Origin of the sequence: Gordonia gummivorans (assembly GCF_022513585.1) — a bacterium.
Classification (GTDB): domain Bacteria; phylum Actinomycetota; class Actinomycetes; order Mycobacteriales; family Mycobacteriaceae; genus Gordonia.
In genome coordinates this window covers 59,250-74,015 of sequence record NZ_JAKWBF010000018.1, presented here as the reverse complement: position 1 = coordinate 74,015, position 14,766 = coordinate 59,250, and the positions used below count along the sequence as shown (strand labels likewise).

Here is a 14,766-nt window from a genome sequence, read left to right as displayed (position 1 = left end):
ACCCTTCGAGGCTCGTCGCTTGCGCTCCTCGCACCTCAGGGAGCGGATTGTGCGGATTGTGCATGCGGGCTGTCATTTCTGGATCAATTCACGCGGGAAGGCGGTGAAGGTCTCGACGCCGGTGGGGCTGACGCGGACCGACTCGGACAGCTCGAAACCGTAGTTGTCCATCCACATTCCGCAGACGATGTGGAAGGTCATGTTGGTCTCCAGGATGGTCTCGTCTTCGGTGCGGATGCTGATGGTGCGCTCACCCCAATCGGGTGGATAGCCGATGCCGATGGAATAGCCGAGGCGAGAGGGCTTTTCAAGGCCGTACTTGGCGAGAGTCCAGTTCCAGGTCGACGCGAGTTCGCGGGTGGCGACACCGGGCCGGATGGTGTCGAGGACGTTGTTCAGGCCTTCGGCGGTGGCCTGTGCGACGTAGTCGAGGTCCTTGGACGGCTTGCCGAGTGCGACGGTGCGCGCGAGGGGGCAATGGTATCGGTTGTGTGCACCGGTCAGTTCGACCACCACCGCCTCGTTCTCGGTGAACGTGCCTTGATGCCAGGTGAGATGCGGGGTGTCGGCAGCCGCGCCGGTGGGCAGAAGGGGCACGATCGCGGGGTAGTCGCCGCCGAACTGGTCGGTCCCGGTGATCTGGGCCTGGGAGATGGCGGCCGCCGCATCACATTGGCGCACACCGACATCGATGGTGTCGATGGCCGCGCGCATCGCCTCCGAGCACACCATGCCGGCCTGACGCATCAGCTGGATCTCGGCGTCGGACTTGACCGAGCGCACCCAGTTCACGAGTTCGAAGGAATCGACCAGCTTCCATTCCGGGATGGCGTTGTACAACGCGCGATAGGCCTTGGGGGAGAAGAAGTGCGAGTCCATCTCCAGCCCAACCGAACCCGCCTTGGATGCCGGTGCGATGAGGTGTCGTTGACGAAGCGCCCACGCCACCCAATCGAAGGGATGGACGTGGGGGCGATGCACGTAGCTCTCCGGGTAACCGACGATCTGTTCCTCGGACAACCACGTGGTGCGATGCGCGCCATGGGCATCCATCTCGCGGGAGAAGAACACCATCTCGCCCTCGATCGGGACGAACAGCATCTGCGGGGTGTAGAACGACCAGGCGTTGTAGCCGATCAGGTAGAAGATGTTGGCAGGGTCGGTGACGATGATCGCCGACAAACCCTGCCGATCCATGAGTTCGCGCACCCGGACCAGGCGCTGCTCGTACTCGCTGTCGGTGAACAGCTGAGCGCCGAGATACATGCAGCCTCCTTATCGTGGGGTCGGATCGGCGCCGGTGATTCAGCGCCGGACGGGAATGGCGAGGTACTTGACGTCGAGGAACTCCTCGATGCCGAGCCGGCCGCCCTCGCGACCCAGGCCCGACTCCTTGATCCCGCCGAAGGGCGCCGCGGGATTGGACACCAGACCCGTGTTGATGCCGACCATACCGACTTCCATCGCCGACGACATCCGCTCGAGCCGGTCGGCGTCCTGGCTGAACAGGTATCCGACCAGACCCCACGGCGTGTCGTTGGCGAGGGCGAGCACCTCGTCGTCGGCGGCCGGGTCGTCGGGTGCGGACGCATCGCCGAAGCCGACGAGCGCCGCGACCGGCCCGAAGATCTCGGTGGACATCAGCTCCGATTCGGGATCGACGTCGGCGAGGACGGTCGGCGGATAGAAGTACCCGGGCTCGTCGGAAGTTGTTCCGCCGCAGCGCACGGTGGCACCGCGCTGAGTCGCGTCATCGACGAGGTGGGCTACCTTGCCGACCGCTTTCGGTTCGACGAGGGGCCCGACCTGTGTTCCCTCTGCTGCGCCGTCACCGACTCGCAGCGCGGACATGCGTCCGGTGAGTTGCGTGGAGAAGTCGTCGATGATGCTGCGGTGCACGAACACCCGATTGGCGGCCGTGCACGCCTGGCCCATGTTGCGCATCTTCGCCACCACCAGGCCGTCGACGGCACGTGGGATGTCGGCGTCGGCACACACGATGAACGGGGCGTTGCCGCCGAGCTCCATGGAGGTGCGCATCACCGTGCCCGCTGCTTGTCGTAGCAGGGTTTTGCCGACCTCGGTGGAGCCGGTGAAGCTGACCTTGCGCGCGAGGCCGCTCTCCATCCACTCGGTGACGACGGCGGATGGGTCGGTGGTGGTGACCACGTTCAGCACACCGTCGGGAAGTCCTGCCTCGGTGAGGATGTCGGCCAGCATCAGCGTGGTCAGCGGAGTGAGCTCGGCCGGTTTGAACACCATCGTGCAACCTGCCGCGATCGCGGGGCCGATCTTGCGAGTGCCCATGGCGAGCGGAAAGTTCCAGGGTGTGATCAGAATGCACGGTCCGACAGGCTGTTTGGTGACGATGATCCGGTTGCCGCCGTCGCCGGTGGTGGTGTGATCGCCGCCGATGCGTACTGCCTCCTCGGCGAACCAACGGAAGAACTCGGCACCGTAGGCGACTTCACCCTTCGCCTCTGCGAGTGGTTTGCCCATTTCCGCGGTCATCACCGCGGCGATCTCGTCGGCGCGGTCGATGATGAGTTGATATGCGCGGTAGAGGATCTCGCTGCGCGATCGCGGTGATGTCGCGGCCCAGGACTTCTGGTGCGCGGCCGCGGACTCGATCGCGCGGCGGGCATCGGTGGCGTCGGCGTCGGCGACGCGGGCAAGGGTCTCCTCGGTGGCGGGGTTGACGACATCGAAACGCTTGTCGGAGGCAGCGGGGACCCACTGGCCGTCGATGAAGAGATCCGGATGGACCTCGTCGATCGCGGGAGCGGTGCGGGATTCGATGGTGGTCATGTGGGATTTCCTCCTGGATCGGCCAACAGTTCGGCGAGGTGGACGCTGCGCGTCGAGGCGAGTGCGGCGTCGACCGACGAGAGGTGATCGACGGCCATGGCGCAGCTGAAGCCGTCGGTGACGACGGGACGGTCGGGTTGCTCACGCAGCGCCGGAGCGAGCGAGTTCTCGGCCACCGCCATGCTGACCTCGTAGTGGCCACGTTCGAACCCGAAGTTTCCGGCGACGCCGCAGCAGCCCTCGGCGTTGTGCACCTCGACACCCAGTGACCGCAATGCCGATGCGCCCGTCGCAGCACCGAACACCGCGTACTCGTGGCAATGCGTCTGCAAAGTGACCGCCTGGGGCAGTCCTGTTGGCTGCCAACCGTCGTCGGTCAGGGTGGCCAGATGCGACGCGAAACTGCGCACCCTCGACGCGACGCGATGGGCCGCCGGGGTGTCGACGAGCTCAGGTAGGTCCTTGCGCAGGGCTGCGGCGCAACTGGGTTCGGCGACGACGATGGGCCGGTCTGTTCCATCGTCGAGGATCGACGCCGTGCGCTGCAACGTCTTACGGGCCCGTTTCAGCTGGCCGGTGGAGATCCACGTGAGCCCACAGCAGACGTCGCTGGTGCAGCCGACCGCGTCGCCGACGGCGCCCAGCACCTCGGCGGTGGCTGTCGCCACGTGCGGTCGGAAGGCCTTGGTGAAGGAATCGGCGACGAGTATCACGTCGGAGGTGGCGTTCACCGCGGGCAGCGCTTTGAGGTGCTCGCGGCGTTGGGCTCGTGTGGCGAACCGCGGCATGGAACGTCGCGGATCGATACCGCCCGCCCGTGCCATGAGCCGGTTCAGTTTCGACGCGAGAACCCTGTTGACGACAGGCGCGGCAAGGGTGGCGGTCGGGAGCCATGCGGGCATCCAGCCGAGCGAGTAGTGGGAGAGCGGACGAAGGCGGCGACGGTAATGGTGGTCGAGGAACTCCGACTTGTAGGTGGCCATGTCGACGCCGGTCGGGCAGTCGGTGGAGCACGCCTTGCAGGACAGGCACAGGTCGAGGGCGTCGGCGACATCGGTTGATCGCCAACCCTCTTCGACCGAGGGTGCGGTGCGGACCATGTCTTGCAAGACGCGCGCCCGGCCCCGCGTCGAGTCCTTCTCGTCGCGCGTGGCGCGGAAGCTCGGACACATCACACCGCCCGACGACGCACGACAACGGCCGACGCCGATGCAGCCTTGGACGGCGTGGGTGAAGGGGTCGGGCGGGGTGGTCGCCGGGCCCTTCGAGGCTCGCTTCGCTCGCACCTCAGGGAGCGGTAGGGGCGTGTCGCCGGAGTGGCAGAGGTTGAAACTGGTCGGCCAGTGCCGATCCGGGACGTCGGCGAGTGCGAGGTCGGTGGTGATCGGGAGTGGGTCGACGATGCTGCCGGGGTTGAGAGTGCCGGCCGGGTCCCAGATCCTCTTGAACTCGGCAAAGGCGCGCAACATATCCGGGGCGTACATGATGGGTAGCAGCGCCGACCGTGCACGTCCGTCGCCGTGTTCGCCGGACAGGGAACCACCGTGGCGGACCACGAGTTCGGCTGCCGCGGTGCAGAATCGGTCCATCGTCGCGCGACCGGATTCGGTCCGCAGGTCAAAGGTGATCCGCACGTGCATACAGCCCGCGCCGAAGTGGCCGTACATCACGCCGGTGAGTCCATGCTCGTCGAGGAGTGCGGAGAAGTCGTCGAGGTAGTCGGCGAGGCGTTCGGGGGCGACCGCGGCGTCTTCCCAACCGGGCCAGGATTCGTAGCCGCTGCCGACGTTCTCGTCGTCGGGGTCGGCGAGGCGCGACGACAAACCGGCGCCGTCTTCTCGGACGCGCCACAACGCCTTTCGTCGGACCGGATCGTCGACGACGGTGGCCTCGATCATTCGGCCCTGACCGCGCAGGTGGTCGAGCAGCAGTTTGGCCGTGGCCGGCACATCCTCTTCGGATTGTGTTGCGGCGCTGTTCTCGTCGATGTCGATGAACAACCAGGCCGAGCCGTCCGGAAGACCGGCGACGGTGTCGGGTCCGCGTCGGGCGGCCATGGTGGCCACGATCTTGCGGTCGATACCCTCGATGGCCGACGGCGCAAACGGCAGGATCGCGGGCACGTCGCGAGCCGCGTCGGACGGGGAGTGGTAGCCGACGCACAACAACAATGCCGACGTGGGCGCCGGGACGAGACGGACCTTGGCCGACACCACGACAGCACAGGTGCCCTCGCTGCCGACCAGTGCACGGGCGACGTCGAAACCGTTCTCCGGGAGCAGCTTTGCCAGGTGATAGCCCGACACCTGACGTGGAATGGTCTCCAGCCCGGTGCGGAAGATGCCGAGGTTGGCCGATGTCAGATCGTGTAGATCCCGGGTGATCTGAGCTGCACGTGCAGCGGCAGCTCCATCGTCGGGCTCGGAGGCGCTGAGGCCGGAACGCGTTGCGGTGAGCGCATACCCGTCGGCGGTCACCAGATGGAGCTCGATGATGTGATCGCTGGTGCGTCCGTAGCGCACCGAATGATTGCCGCAGGCGTCGTTGCCGATGGCGCCGCCGAGGGTGGCACGGGAGGCCGACGAGGGGTCGGGGGCGAAGGTGAGCCGTCCGTCGGTGGCCTTGCGTGCCTGCGCGGCAAGGGTGGTCAACACGATGCCCGCGCCCGCCACAGCGGTTTCGCCGTCGGCGTCGATCGAGAGGACATCGGCGAGATGGCGTGACAGGTCGATGACCATGCCCGTGCCGATGGCGTTGCCGCCCATGGATGTTCCGCCGCCTCGTGCGGTCACCGGTACTCCGTGCTCGTGACAATGGCGGACAACGGTGGCGACCTCGGTGGCCGATCGCGGGAACGAGACGGCGATCGGCGGCACGCGATAGTTCGAGGCGTCGTAGGAGTATTCGGCCAGGCGCCGGGTCGACTCGTCGGCGTCGATGCCGAGTGTGGTGAGGTCGGTGACGATGCTCACTGGCCGAGTGTGGCTGCCAGTGCGGCACCGAAACGCTCGACGCCCAGCCTGATCTCGTCCTCGGTCACCACGAGTGCGGGGATCATGCGGACGACGTTGCCGGCCGGTCCGCAGGTCAGTGTCAGCAATCCCTGCGCGGTGGTGGCCTGCTGCACCGCGGTTGCCGCTGCCGCGTCGGGCACTCGTGCGCCGGATGCATCGGCGGTGACGAACTCCACGCCGGCCATCAGGCCGATCCCGCGGACATCCCCGATGCCGTTGTAAGGCGCTGCCACAGAACGTAGTCCGTCGAGGAGTTGCTCACCCCGGAGGCGAGCGTTCTCGACCAGGCCCTCGCTTTCGATCACGTCGAGGGTGGCAATGGCGGCGGCCGCGGCGACCGCGTTGCCGCCGTAGGTTCCGCCTTGCGAGCCGGGCCAGGCCTTGCTCATCAGTGCGGTCGGCGCTGCGATGGCGGAGATGGGGAATCCGGAGGCGAGTCCCTTTGCGGTGATGAGGATATCGGGCACGAGCCCGTCGGCGTGCTGGTGGCCCCAGAAGCGACCGGTGCGTCCGAACCCGGCCTGCACCTCGTCGAGGATCAGCAGGATGCCGTGCGCGTCGGCGCGTTCACGGAGGCCGGCCAGGAAGCGCGGCGGGGTGGGCAGATAGCCTCCGTCACCGAGGACCGGCTCGATCAGGAAGGCCGCGGTGTCATTGGGTGCGACGCGGGATTGCAGCAGGTAGTCGAGCTCGCTCAGGGCGAAGTCGACCGCGGTGTCGGTGTCCCAGCCGTACCGGAAGGCGTACGGGAACGGCGCCATGTGCACGCCGCTCATCAGAGGTGAGAAGCCCGCCGAGAAGCGGGTGCCTGCCGTGGTCAGACTTGCTGCTGCGACCGTCCGGCCATGGAATCCGCCTTGGAAGACAATGATGTTCGGCTTGGCGGTGGCCATTCTCGCCAGGCGGACCGCGGCCTCGACGGCCTCCGACCCGGAGTTGGCGTAGAAGACGGAGTCCAGTCCGAGCGGTAGTACGCCCCCGAGCCGTTCGGTCAACTCGAGCAGCGGTGGATGCATGACGGTGGTGTACTGGGCGTGAATCACCTTGGCGCACTGTGCTTGTGCGGCGGCGACAACGCGTGGATGGCAGTGGCCGGTGCTGGTGACCCCGATCCCCGTGGTGAAGTCGAGGTAGTCGTTGCCGTCGGTGCCGTGAATCCAGGAGCCGAACGCGTGGTCGACGACCACGGGTGTCGCCTGTTTGAGCAACGGACTCAGCGACGCCTTCTGGCGAGATGACGCGGCCGGAACGGTCAGGGGAGTGGTGTCAACACTGGCGGTCATGGCTCCACCGTGACGGTAGTTTGTCGGATTGTCAACAATTAGACAGGTTCGTCTCGCAGGGCCAGGTCAGAGGCTGTCGAGGGCCCGGCTCAGCGCATGCATTCCGTCGATGATCGACTCCCATTGTTCCGCGCCGAGCATGGCGGTAAGGCGGTCGGCAGCAGCCCGATGACCAGGTGTGATGGCCTCGACCGACGCGCGTCCGACGTCGGTGGCGACGACGAGTTTCGCGCGGCGGTGGGCGGGGTTGTCGGAGTAGGCAACCAGTCCGTCGTCGACCAGGATGTCGGCCGTGCGCTGCACGCTCTGGCGTGTGATACCCATGACGCGGGCGATGTCAGACACCGTGCGAGGCGTGTCCAAGACCGCGCCGAGAACCTGCCACCGTGTTGCCGTCAGGCCGGCGGGACGTGCGAGCTCGTCGGCGAGAGCGAGGAACTGCCCGTTCAGGTGGAACGCGGTCAGCGCCGCGTCGGACAGCAGTCGTTGATGTTCGGACACGCGCGTCAGTTCTCGGCCAGGGCGTAGAAGCCGGCCGGATCCTTCTTGCCATACAGCTGCCACCAGGCGTCGAGCACCGTGGGCTCGTAGATGCCGAGCAGGGCGAACACCTCGCGTGCGAACTCGACCGGTGCCACAGCCGCGGCGGTGATGATGCCGTCGTCGGTGACGGCGGGAGCGTCGACGTAATGCTCGGCGCCCTGATATCCGGTCGGTGCGAGTTGCTCCCGTGCGTTGCTGGTGTGGCGTCGATGGTCGAGCAGTCCGGCGCGGGCGAGACCCAGCGTCGCACCACAGATCCCGGCGACGGGCACTCCTGCGGCATTCCAACGCAACGCGGCGTCGACGAAGGGGTCGTTGCCATCCCAGCTCTGCGCGCCGGGGAGAACGAGCATGGTGCTCTGGGTGGGATCGACCTCGTCGAGCGTCAGCCCGGGAGTCATCTGCACGCCGCCGATGGTCGTGACGGAATCGCGAGTGACGCCGACGGTACGTATCTCGAAGGTCCCCGGCGCGCGCTGGAACTCCGGATTGTTGATGCCCGCGGCGACATATCCGTACTCCCAGTCGGCCAGGCCTTCGTAGAGCGCGAGATGGACGGTATGCATCGGGAGCCTCCTGAGGTTTCGGTTGAATATGACAGCATTCTGTCATAATTGACAGAATGCTGTCAATGTTGGACGCATAGGGTGGATGCCGATGGCTTCCGACGCATATCCCGTTCTCGTCTTCCTCGGCGCCGACGACGTGCCGCCGCCCTACAACCTGGCCGAGCTGGACCAACTCGCCGACATCCGGCACTGCACCGCCGATGGACTGGCCGACGCCCTGTCCGGCGCCGACATCCTTGTCCTGTGGGACTTCTTCTCCCGCGGCCTCGTCGACAACTGGGACGTGGCGAAAGACTCGCTGCGCTGGGTGCACGTCTGTGCGGCCGGTGTCGACTCGCTGCTCTTCGACGATCTGGTGACCTCTGAGGTGGTGGTCACGAACGCCAGCGGCGTGTTCGACCGCCCGATTGCGGAGTTCGTCCTGGGCTCGATCCTGGCTCGGGACAAGCGATTACACGAATCGATGGGATTTCAGCGTGACCACGTGTGGCGGCATCGGGAGACGGTCGCGACGCATCGGACGTCGGCGCTCGTGGTGGGAACGGGCGGTATCGGACGTGCCATCGCCCGGTTGTTGCGGGCGGTGGGGGTGTCGGTGACCGGGGCCGGCCGCGTCGCACGGACCGGCGACCCCGACTTCGGCGAGGTGATCGCCACATCCGACCTCGCCGATCACATCGGCGCCTTCGACAACGTCATCCTCGTCGCGCCGCTCACACCGCAGACCGAACGGATGGTCGACGCGCGGGTACTCGGGGCCATGAAATCCGGCGCCCACCTCGTCAACGTCGGGCGCGGGCAGCTCGTCGACGAATCCGCACTGGTGGATGCGGTGCGCTCGGGTGCGCTCGGAGCGGCCTCGCTGGACGTGTTCGACGACGAACCGCTGGCCGAGGACAGTCCGCTGTGGGATATGCCCGGAGTCTCGATCTCGGCGCACATGAGCGGCGACGTGGCGGGGTGGCGTGACTCACTGGCCGACCAGATCCTCGTCAACCTGCGCAAATATCGGGATTCCGACGCATCGGACCTCGCGTCGACGCTGGTCAACGTGGTCGACAAGGCGCGCGGATACGTGACCCGCTGACCCGCTCGACGCCGGTGGCGGGTCATGCAGCACGGTGGCTGGCCTGCCGATAGTAGGCTGTAGCGCGATGACCACCATCGTCTACTTCGTCATAGCCGCCGTGGCGCTCGCCGGCGCGGTCGTCCTGCTGTGGCTGGACCGGCAGCGATCCAACGTCGCGCGTCACCAGCGCGCGGTGTGGGGCGACGAGCACGAGTTCAAGTTCCGTGAGTCGGACACCAAGCTGCGCAAGGTCTTTCACCGCGCAACGATGAACGTTCCGGACCATGTCGCGGTTCGCGATGTTGCATACGGGCATTACGGGGGCGCGGAAGCGGTGGTGTTCGACCTGGTCGACACGTCCACCGTGGTCGCCGTCCGCAGGTCCGGGCCGTCGCCAGTGGTGATCGACCTGCGCCACGAGGACGTACTCGCCCCGATGGAAGAGGACGTCGAACTGCTCGGTGCGATGGGTCCGCGCGTGATGTTCTCCAACAACCTTGACGTCGCCCGAAGGGTGTGTGACCGGCGCATGGTCGCCCTGGCGAACAAGGCGCCGGCGTATGTCGAGGTGCTCTGGAACGAGGGCAATTGGGCGCTCGGCTCGATGCCCTTGACCAACGACGCTGCTCACCTCAACGCGGGGCTGGAAGTTGTGCGCCGCTTCGCCGACCTGCTGCGCGTCCTGCCGCCGGTCCGCGATCCCCAGGACACCCCCGATCCCCGGGACCCGCACGGCCCGACGCGCGCCGAACTCGCCGACGAGAAGACCGAGTCGATGCGGGACAAGGAACGCCGACGACGGGGGGAAGCGGCACCCAACCCGGCTGCTGCGCCGAACCCCGATCGGCGGCCCGCCCAGCCCCGGCAGCCCGCGCCCGCACCGGCACCCAGCCCTGCGACGGGCACGACGCCGACCCGTGGCGCTCGCGGGCTGAGTCCCATGCCGGTCCGCCGGGAGCGTGGCTCTGACAGCGACCCCGGGATCGAGCGGCCAAATCGTCACAGTCGCGACTGACCCGCCATCCGGCCGAGAGTGAGAGTTCCTGTCATGTCTTCTGTCCCCGGTTCGTCTTCTCCCGCTGTGGATCAGTCGGCGCGTGAGCGGCTGGCCGCCCTCGTCCAGGAACTGTCCGTGGTGCACGGCAAGGTGACGTTGTCCTCGGGCAAGGAAGCCGACTACTACGTCGACCTCCGACGCGCGACCCTGCATCACGAGGCGGCGCCGCTCATCGGCCGGTTGATGCGGGAACTGACCGCGGACTGGGAGTACGACTCGGTCGGCGGTCTGACGCTCGGGGCAGATCCGGTGGCCACCTCGATCATGCATGCCGACGGTCGGGCCATCGACACGTTCGTGGTGCGCAAGGCCGCGAAAACCCATGGCATGCAACGCCGCATCGAGGGACCGGACATCGCCGGTCGTCGGGTGCTGGTGGTCGAGGACACGTCCACCACGGGCGCGTCGCCGTCGGCGGCGGTCGAGGCGGCGCGTGAGGCGGGGGCGACCGTCGTCGGCGTGGCCACCGTCGTGGACCGCGCCACCGGAGCCGACGCCGTGATCACCGGACTCGGCGTGCCGTATCGGTCGCTGTTGGGCCTGGGCGACCTCGGCCTTGTCTGATTCTGGGGTCTTGCCTGACATTTCCGGGGAGCCAGGCCCGACCGAGTGGCAGGCCGGCCCCGCGGTAGGCGTGGGTCCCTGGGCGGCCGAACATGATTCGCCGCCACCCACCGACGACCGGTACGACCCGACGCTTCTCGACGAGGGCGACACCCGCAATGTGGTTGACGCGTACCGGTATTGGACCCGTGAGGCGATCGTCGCCGACCTCGACACCCGTCGTCACCCGTTCCACGTCGCGATCGAGAACTTCGCCCACGACGCCAACATCGGGACCGTGGTCCGCACCGCGAACGCGTTCGCCGCAGCCGCCGTCCACATCGTCGGACGACGCCGGTGGAATCGTCGCGGCGCCATGGTCACCGACCGCTATCAGCATCTGATGCATCACGAGACGGTGGCGGATCTGATTGCGTGGGCTCGTGATTCGGGGTTGACGGTGGTGGCGGTGGACAACACGCCGGGTGCACTGCCGTTGGAAACCGTTGAACTGCCGCGTGATTGCGTGCTGCTGTTCGGGCAGGAAGGACCGGGTGTCAGCGACGACGCCCAGGCCGCCGCCGACCTCACCGTGTCGATCGCCCAGTTCGGCTCGACGCGCAGCATCAACGCCGGCGTCGCCGCCGGGATCGCCATGCACTCCTGGATTCGACAACACGCCGATCTCGGGCAGGCGTGGTGAGCGCGGCCGCTGCCTGAGCCTGAACCGTGGAAACGGAGCCAACCTGAGGCGTTGACGACGGCACGATGACGAGAGACCGCCGGCTCACACGAACCGGTGGCCAGGATCGGGCCCCTGAGGGTGGTCCTCCGGGTATTTCCCGGAAGCGGACGCTGACGGGCCCGATCTCAGTCACCGATCTGAGTCACCGTCGTCGCGTTCCGCCGAACGCGACGCCAAGAACATGCGCCCACAAAAGTAGGGGAGGAAGTTTCTTCCCCTACCCCTGGAGTCCTCCCCCAGAAAATTCTCGCGGACGACTTCGAACCCCGGGGAAGAAGTTCTTCCCCTAGATTTTGGGGGCACGGCACTACCCCATTTGCCCAGTTCAGCGCGGTGGTCACCGATCTCTTCGGATCAGACAGTGTCGGTCTGTTCCTCGGTCGGTGCCGGCGTCTCGACTGTCGTTGCGGCTTCCCGCTTCGCCACCCGACGTCGTCGGTACCACTCGTAGAACATCGGGGCGACCGACAGCACGACGATCAGGATGAAGATTGGTTCGATGAGCTTCTGGACGATCTCGAAGCGACCGAGCCAGTAGCCGAGCAGCACGATGCCGGCGCCCCAGACGATGGCGCCGACCACGTTGTAGATGAAGAAGATCGAGTACTTCATGCGGGCCGCGCCGGCGACGATCGGGGCGAGCGTGCGCACGATCGGCACGAACCGGGCCAGGAAGATGGTGATCGGGCCGTGCTTCTCGAAGAATTCGTGCGCCTCGGTGAGGTAGCGCTCCTTGAGGAATCGGGCGTCGGGCTTGAACATCTCGGTGCCGACGAAGCGGCCGATCCAGTAGCCGATCTGGCCGCCGATGATCGCGGCGATCGGGATGAGGATCAGCAGCTGCCACAGTGTGGCGAAACTCTCGATCCCGTCCTTGCCGCCGGCGGCGACCACCATGCCTGCCACGAAGAGCAGCGAATCACCTGGTAGGACCGGGAACAACACGCCCGACTCGATCAGGATCACCAGGAGCAGACCCCAGAGTGCGAAACCGCCGAAGTATCCGAGGAGGGTCACCGGGTCGAGAAAGCCGGGCATGAGAGCCACGTTTGTCGTGGTCTCGGCTAGAGCTGTGGACGTCACGGCTCATCAGGCTACGCGGTCAGCCTGAGAGCGAGCCGCAACGGTGGCTATCGTGAGTCGACGGTCACGGCGTCGTCGGTGTCGAGTGGCTCCTTGACGACCGCCCGCCGCCTGCGGATCACCCGCTTGCCGACCTCGGAGATGATCGGCAGCACCGACACGAACACGATGAGCAGGAAGATGTAGTCGACGTTGTCGCGGATGAACGCGATCTGTCCTAGGAAGTAGCCGAGCAGCGTCACCCCGGCACCCCAGGCGATCGCGCCCACCACGTTGTAGGTGAGGAAGACGGGGTACCGCATCTTGGCCGCACCCGCGACGAGCGGGGCGTAGGTGCGCACGATCGGGACGAACCGCGCCAACACGATGGTGATGGGGCCGTGCTTCTCGAAGAACTCGTGCGCCTCGATGATGTATTTCTCTTTGAGCACCTTCGCGTCGGGCTTGAACAGGGAGTATCCGGCCCGGTTGCCGATCAGATACCCCACCTGATCACCGAGGAAGGCGGCGATCGGGATGGTGACGAGCAGCACCCACAGCGGTGCGAACGGTTCGATCTCGGCGGACTTCGCGGCCACGATCAGACCAGCGGTGAACAGCAGTGAGTCGCCGGGGAGCAGGGGAAAGAGCAGTCCTGATTCGACGAAGACGACGATCAGGAGGCCGGCCAGAATCCAGGTGCCGAACGAGTTCAGCAGGTTGACGGGGTCGAGGAAACCGGGCAGCAATGCCAGGTTTGTCGTGTTTGCGTCAATCGCGAAGTTCGTCACGGAACCCGAGGATACCGAGACCGTCTGAGTGTTTCCTGACATGACAGTTTCCGGACGTGACTACGGGCGGGTACGACGTCCGGTGCACGAGACCGGTGCGGCCTTGCCATACTGAACAGGAGTAACCGACTCGCAAAGCGTGAAAACCCACCCGGTTGGAGGACGTGAGAAATGCCGATTGCCACCCCCGATCAGTACGCCGAGATGTTCAAGAAGGCCAAGGAGGGTGGGTACGCATTTCCTGCGATCAACTGCACCTCCTCGTCGACCATCAATTCCGCGATCAAAGGATTCGCCGATGCCGGTAGTGACGGCATCATCCAGTTCTCGACCGGTGGCGCCGAATTCGGTTCGGGCCTCGGTATCAAGGAGATGGTGACCGGCGCGGTTGCCCTCGCCGAGTTCGCACATGTGATCGCCGCGAAGTACGACGTGACGATCGCCCTGCACACCGACCACTGTCCCAAGGACAAGCTCGACACCTACGTCCGTCCGCTGTTGGCCATCTCCCAGGAGCGCGTCGACGCGGGCAAGGACCCGCTGTTCCAGTCGCACATGTGGGACGGCAGCGCGGTGCCGCTGGAGGAGAACCTGGAGATCGCGCAGGATCTGCTCGCCAAGGCGGCCGCCGCGAAGATCATCCTCGAATGCGAGATCGGCGTCGTCGGCGGTGAAGAGGACGGTGTCGAGGCCGAGATCAACGACAAACTGTTCACCACCCCCGAGGACTTCGAGAAGACCCTCGACGCCCTGGGTACCGGCGAGAAGGGCAAGTACCTGCTCGCCGCGACCTTCGGCAACGTGCACGGCGTGTACAAGCCCGGCAACGTGAAGCTGCGCCCCGACGTGCTCAAGGCCGGCCAGGAGGTCGCGGTGAAGAAGCTCGGCCTGGCCGAGGGCTCCAAGCCGTTCGACTTCGTCTTCCATGGCGGTTCCGGGTCGCTCAAGAGTGAGATCGAAGAGGCGCTGAGCTACGGCGTGGTGAAGATGAACGTCGACACCGACACCCAGTACGCCTACACGCGACCGATCGCCGGGCACATGTTCGAGAACTACGACGGCGTCCTGAAGGTCGACGGCGACGTCGGCAACAAGAAGACCTACGACCCGCGCGTCTGGTCCAAGAAGGCCGAGGCCGCCATGAGCGAGCGCGTCGTCGAGGCCTGCACCGACCTCAAGTCGGTCGGCAAGTCGATCAGCGCCTGACGCGCTCGATCTCATCTGTATGAAGTTGTGCCCGGTATCCGGGCACAACTTCATACGGACCTGATGTCCGGTTGCC

Annotated in this window: 13 protein-coding genes; 5 read left to right on the top strand and 8 right to left on the bottom strand. The window is 66.2% G+C overall.

From position 1 onward, the window contains the following. Positions 1-72: 72 nt before the first annotated feature. The 6 genes from MKW15_RS14470 to MKW15_RS14445 form a co-directional block, all read right to left on the bottom strand. On the bottom strand, positions 73-1,266 hold the full coding sequence (locus MKW15_RS14470; protein ID WP_240859394.1) for a M24 family metallopeptidase: 1,194 nt from the start codon (positions 1,264-1,266) through the stop codon (positions 73-75). A 39-nt stretch (positions 1,267-1,305) separates the two neighbouring features. Then, on the bottom strand, positions 1,306-2,808 hold the full coding sequence (locus MKW15_RS14465) for an NAD-dependent succinate-semialdehyde dehydrogenase (RefSeq protein ID WP_240859389.1): 1,503 nt from the start codon (positions 2,806-2,808) through the stop codon (positions 1,306-1,308). After that, positions 2,805-5,780, bottom strand: a complete 2,976-nt coding sequence (locus MKW15_RS14460) for an FAD-binding and (Fe-S)-binding domain-containing protein (RefSeq protein WP_240859387.1) — start codon at positions 5,778-5,780, stop codon at positions 2,805-2,807. The genes MKW15_RS14465 and MKW15_RS14460 overlap by 4 nt, the downstream gene beginning before the upstream one ends. Beyond that, positions 5,777-7,105: an aspartate aminotransferase family protein gene (locus tag MKW15_RS14455; protein WP_240859385.1), complete on the bottom strand. Its 1,329-nt coding sequence runs from the start codon at positions 7,103-7,105 to the stop codon at positions 5,777-5,779. The genes MKW15_RS14460 and MKW15_RS14455 overlap by 4 nt, the downstream gene beginning before the upstream one ends. Positions 7,106-7,171: 66 nt before the next feature. After that, positions 7,172-7,606, bottom strand: a complete 435-nt coding sequence (locus MKW15_RS14450) for a MarR family winged helix-turn-helix transcriptional regulator (protein WP_240859382.1) — start codon at positions 7,604-7,606, stop codon at positions 7,172-7,174. 5 nt (positions 7,607-7,611) lie between these two features. Continuing rightward, positions 7,612-8,214 (bottom strand): DJ-1/PfpI family protein, encoded by a 603-nt coding sequence (locus MKW15_RS14445; RefSeq protein ID WP_240859381.1) that lies wholly within the window; start codon positions 8,212-8,214, stop codon positions 7,612-7,614. A gap of 91 nt (positions 8,215-8,305) precedes the next feature. Here MKW15_RS14445 and MKW15_RS14440 point away from each other — a divergent pair, with 91 nt between their 5' ends. From MKW15_RS14440 to MKW15_RS14425, 4 genes are all read left to right on the top strand, one after another. Beyond that, positions 8,306-9,304 carry a D-2-hydroxyacid dehydrogenase gene (locus MKW15_RS14440; RefSeq protein ID WP_240859379.1) on the top strand — a complete coding sequence of 333 codons (999 nt, stop codon included), beginning with the start codon at positions 8,306-8,308 and terminating at the stop codon, positions 9,302-9,304. 67 nt (positions 9,305-9,371) lie between these two features. Next, on the top strand, positions 9,372-10,301 hold the full coding sequence (locus tag MKW15_RS14435) for a type III secretion system chaperone family protein (protein ID WP_240859377.1): 930 nt from the start codon (positions 9,372-9,374) through the stop codon (positions 10,299-10,301). Between the two features lie 33 nt (positions 10,302-10,334). Further along, positions 10,335-10,907, top strand: a complete 573-nt coding sequence (pyrE, locus tag MKW15_RS14430; RefSeq protein WP_240859374.1) for an orotate phosphoribosyltransferase — start codon at positions 10,335-10,337, stop codon at positions 10,905-10,907. Positions 10,908-10,917: 10 nt separating this feature from the next. Beyond that, complete coding sequence (locus MKW15_RS14425; RefSeq protein ID WP_240859372.1) at positions 10,918-11,589, top strand: TrmH family RNA methyltransferase; 672 nt, start codon at positions 10,918-10,920, stop codon at positions 11,587-11,589. A gap of 396 nt (positions 11,590-11,985) precedes the next feature. On the opposite strand, the gene MKW15_RS14420 is transcribed toward MKW15_RS14425, so the two are convergent. Further along, positions 11,986-12,714, bottom strand: a complete 729-nt coding sequence (locus tag MKW15_RS14420) for a DedA family protein (protein WP_240859370.1) — start codon at positions 12,712-12,714, stop codon at positions 11,986-11,988. A gap of 47 nt (positions 12,715-12,761) precedes the next feature. Beyond that, complete coding sequence (locus tag MKW15_RS14415) at positions 12,762-13,526, bottom strand: VTT domain-containing protein (RefSeq protein ID WP_374247195.1); 765 nt, start codon at positions 13,524-13,526, stop codon at positions 12,762-12,764. Between the two features lie 129 nt (positions 13,527-13,655). Between MKW15_RS14415 and fbaA the strand changes: the two genes are divergently transcribed. Then, positions 13,656-14,690, top strand: coding sequence for a class II fructose-bisphosphate aldolase (fbaA, locus tag MKW15_RS14410; protein ID WP_240859365.1), 1,035 nt, complete (start codon positions 13,656-13,658; stop codon positions 14,688-14,690). The last annotated feature ends 76 nt before the right edge of the window (positions 14,691-14,766 follow it).

Excerpts from the sequence above, each read along its gene's own strand:
- MKW15_RS14455 (WP_240859385.1), bottom strand. The coding sequence starts at position 7,105 with ATGACCGCCAGTGTTGACACCACTCCCCTGACCGTTCCGGCCGCGTCA.
- MKW15_RS14435 (WP_240859377.1), top strand. The coding sequence starts at position 9,372 with ATGACCACCATCGTCTACTTCGTCATAGCCGCCGTGGCGCTCGCCGGC.
- pyrE (WP_240859374.1), top strand. The coding sequence starts at position 10,335 with ATGTCTTCTGTCCCCGGTTCGTCTTCTCCCGCTGTGGATCAGTCGGCG.
- MKW15_RS14440 (WP_240859379.1), top strand. The coding sequence starts at position 8,306 with ATGGCTTCCGACGCATATCCCGTTCTCGTCTTCCTCGGCGCCGACGAC.
- MKW15_RS14465 (WP_240859389.1), bottom strand. The coding sequence starts at position 2,808 with ATGACCACCATCGAATCCCGCACCGCTCCCGCGATCGACGAGGTCCAT.
- MKW15_RS14415 (WP_374247195.1), bottom strand. The coding sequence starts at position 13,526 with ATGTCAGGAAACACTCAGACGGTCTCGGTATCCTCGGGTTCCGTGACG.
- MKW15_RS14445 (WP_240859381.1), bottom strand. The coding sequence starts at position 8,214 with ATGCATACCGTCCATCTCGCGCTCTACGAAGGCCTGGCCGACTGGGAG.
- fbaA (WP_240859365.1), top strand. The coding sequence starts at position 13,656 with ATGCCGATTGCCACCCCCGATCAGTACGCCGAGATGTTCAAGAAGGCC.
- MKW15_RS14470 (WP_240859394.1), bottom strand. The coding sequence starts at position 1,266 with ATGTATCTCGGCGCTCAGCTGTTCACCGACAGCGAGTACGAGCAGCGC.